The organism is bacterium, from assembly GCA_004299235.1.
In the GTDB taxonomy this organism is placed as follows: Bacteria; Chloroflexota; Dormibacteria; order Dormibacterales; family Dormibacteraceae; genus SCQL01.
In genome coordinates, this window is the sequence record SCQL01000069.1 from 1 (window position 1) to 3,113 (window position 3,113).

The 3,113-nt window shown below is 65.8% G+C and carries 4 protein-coding genes; all 4 read left to right on the top strand.

Going from position 1 to position 3,113, the window contains the following annotated elements:
- Nucleotides 1–1,095, top strand: a 1,095-nt coding sequence (locus EPN29_14260) for an RHS repeat-associated core domain-containing protein (GenBank protein ID TAN30640.1), incomplete at its 5' end; no start/stop codon positions are given.
- A 348-nt stretch (nucleotides 1,096–1,443) separates the two neighbouring features.
- Nucleotides 1,444–2,154, top strand: coding sequence for a hypothetical protein (locus tag EPN29_14265; GenBank protein ID TAN30641.1), 711 nt, complete (start codon nucleotides 1,444–1,446; stop codon nucleotides 2,152–2,154).
- Nucleotides 2,155–2,207: 53 nt separating this feature from the next.
- The gene (locus EPN29_14270) at nucleotides 2,208–2,666 is read left to right on the top strand and encodes a hypothetical protein (protein TAN30642.1); all 459 of its coding nucleotides are present in this window, start codon (nucleotides 2,208–2,210) and stop codon (nucleotides 2,664–2,666) included.
- 48 nt (nucleotides 2,667–2,714) lie between these two features.
- Nucleotides 2,715–3,113 (top strand): hypothetical protein (locus EPN29_14275; protein ID TAN30643.1); only part of this gene is annotated, 399 nt, incomplete at its 3' end.

Genomic DNA, 3,113 nt, shown 5'->3' on the forward strand with positions numbered 1-3,113 from the left:
CTGATCTCGGTGGATAATGGCTCAACGGCGAGTTACGTGTACGGGCCGGAGGGCCGGAGGGTACACGAGGACGTGGGCGGTGTGGTAAAAGAGTTTGTATATGGAGCCGGGGGGCAGGAGTTGACGGTGGTGAACGCAAGCCAGGGGTTGATCGCCGGGGAGACCTACGTGGGCGGGCGCTACCTGGGCACGCAAACCGCTAGCGCGTTTGTCTGGGCGGCGAGCGATGAGCTGGGCACGGCGCGGGTGCGCACCAACGCCAGCGGCGCGCCGATCGAGACCGACACGAGCTGGCCGTTCGGCGCTTACCTGAACAACGTGGGATCGGTGTCGAACCTGCACTTCACGGGCAAGTACCGGGACGGATCGAGCGGCCTCGACTACTTCGGCGCCCGCTACTACGACTCGGGCCTCGGACGCTTCCTCACCCCTGACTGGAGCGCGGCGCCCGAGGCCACCCCCTACGCGAATCTGAGCGACCCGCAGAGCCTTAACCCCTACATCTACGAGGGCAACAACCCTGCCAGCGATGTTGACAAAGACGGTCACTGCTGGCCTTGGTGCACCGCGCTCGCCGGCGCAGGCATCGGCGCAGTGGTCGGCGGCGGCTCGGAAGCTCTCGCCGAATGGATGCGCGGCCAGCCGCTCAGTGCTAGCCGCATCGAACACGCCGCCGAAGGAGGCGCGATTGCCGGGGCAATCATCGGCGCCATCGGCCCAGAAGCCGCCCCGGAAGCAGGGCTAGACGAAGCCGGCGGCAGCGCGTGGAATAAGATTGGAGGTACGATTCTGGGAAATTTGGTCGGCGGCGCAGCGGAACGGAAGCTGAACGGCCAAGCCGTCGCTGACCCCAAGGCGCTGGAGATCGACGCCGGCACAGGCGCGTTAGGCGGGACGTTTGCCGCGATCGCTGGCAAGGCGGTCGCCTCGACAGCTATACGCGAGGCGGCAACAGATGCAGCCGGAGTCGGTACCTCTGCTGCGACCCGGGAGGGACCGGCGAAGCCGGTCTGCAAGGAAAATACCCCGTGCGCGAAAGGCTCCGGGCCCGCTTCCGGGGCCGCGCAGCCCTCGACCGGTGGGGGCGCCCAATGAGCGCGCCGCGCACGGCGAGGCCCACTAACGGCGGGAAAGCCGTCACGTGGATTCTCAGCATCGTAATTTTTTTTCTCTGCCTGGACGGGTTCCTGGCGCAATCGCACCTTCCGTCTGCTGGACCCAGCGCCCTAAGGACCGTCGTACAAATCTTCGCGATCGCGCAGGCGGGAATGTTCCTCATCGTGGTCCAAATGGCGGCGGATTCAGTCAATGAGATCTGGCCCACCGCGCGGAACGCAGCGCGCAGGTTGAGAATCGCCGTTACCACTCTGGCCGCAGTTGGGGTATTCATCCTTATCGTTTTCGGTCTGCCGAGCTTACTCCTGGGCTGAGAAAGCTAACCTCATGTACGCCTACGACGCTCCCGCCGTCGACACTCTCGGCGCCCGCTACTACAGCTCCGGCCTCGGCCGCTTCCTCAGCCCCGACTGGAGCGCGGCGCCCGAGGCCACGCCGTACGCTAACCTGAGCAACCCGCAGTCGCTCAACCCCTACGCCTACGTCCTGAACAACCCGACCACAGCCACCGACCCGAACGGACACTGCTTCCTTGGCCTCTTCGGCAAAAACTGCAGAAAGCAGGCCCAATCGGTGAAGGAGGGCAACGCGTCCGATAATTCCTTCTCCGGCGCTCTCATGACGTCGCTGCTGGGAATGCGCGATGCTGTCACGGGCAGAATTCCTGCTAACGCCACGCCCGGGGAACGAAACGCGGCGAGCGCGGCTGGGATGGCGCTGATGGTCAGCGGCGTTGGCGAAGGAGAGGAGGTTGAGGCCGGGGTTAAGGAGATCGGCGAGCTTCTGGAGGGCGCCGTCGACGAAGGAGGGTCGGCATCACGGATCGTCGCCAGGCCAGGAGGGATCCAGCAGGCCACAAAAGATTTTGGAGCTCTGCCCGGTCAGGCCGCCGACAAGGGCCGCGGCGTACTGGTAGAGCAACTACCGGACGGTTCCAAGGCCATACTTCGAGACTTCAGCTCCGATGGCCGCCCTACGATCGAGATCCAGCACGCCGGCGGCCAAACTACGAAGATTCGCTACGGCGGGGGCCAATGAGGAAAATAACTGACCCGGACCGGATCGCCCGAATCTGCCAGGCGATGGCGCGAATGCTAAGCGGCGAACGTGGGTACGACCTACGCCTGGACTGGGCGAGGGGGCGGGCATTTCAGGTCGTCCCCGCTGAGTCCGCTGCCCGGATCCCGGCCGCCGACATCCCTCGCCTAGCCGCCGCCCTGAAGGAGTTCTCGGGCGGCAGCGCGATTGCGGTCAACATCGACGTCACCGACGAGCGCGGGGACGCCTTCGATGTCCAAATCGGCCCGGAGGGCCTCACCGAGGTGAACCGGGAACTCGGGTTGTACCGATTCCTCCTTACGCGGGAAGACGAGCCCTGGGCAATTGCCTGCAATGAATGGTACAACCTGTTCGCTGCCCCCGCGGAGTTGTTGACGGAGCTTCTAGGCGGCACGCTCGAAGAGGCGAGGGCCGAGTTCCAAGTATATGCCGACAGGCTCGGCGGCTCGCTCCCGGATGTCGCGGCGCTTTACCGGGAGCCAGCCTCATGAGCCCGGGCGCCCCGTGGTCGCCCCGGCCGGACGGTGCTCAGTCCTCGCATGCTCTCCCAAATTGCGAGAGGGGCGAGCAACGCCAGCGGCACGCTGATCAGCGGCGTTGCCTACAACGCCTTGGGCGAAGAGACCAGCGCATCGCTGGGCAACGGCTTGACGGAGACGCGCGGCTACGATGCGCGCGGCCGGCTGACGAGCGTTGCCGATTCCGGAGGCGCGCCGGTGGGCGGCTCTCCCGGAACCGGCTCGATCACCATCAGCGGAACCGAGGGCTATACGGTCGTGAAGGTTCCCTGCGAACCTTACCGGCCGGGCTGCTACCGCTACATCGACGAGTGGGACACGGGCACGGTGTCGGGTACGGTGAACGGCACCGCCTACTCGGTGAACTTCGGCCAGGGCAGCACCGATGCCAGCCTGGCGAGCGCGCTGGCCTCGAGCATC

What these genes read in the sequence shown, in the direction of transcription:
- EPN29_14265 (TAN30641.1), top strand. Translation starts at nt 1,444, where the DNA reads ATGTACGCCTACGACGCTCCCGCCGTCGACACTCTCGGCGCCCGCTAC.
- EPN29_14270 (TAN30642.1), top strand. Translation starts at nt 2,208, where the DNA reads ATGCTAAGCGGCGAACGTGGGTACGACCTACGCCTGGACTGGGCGAGG.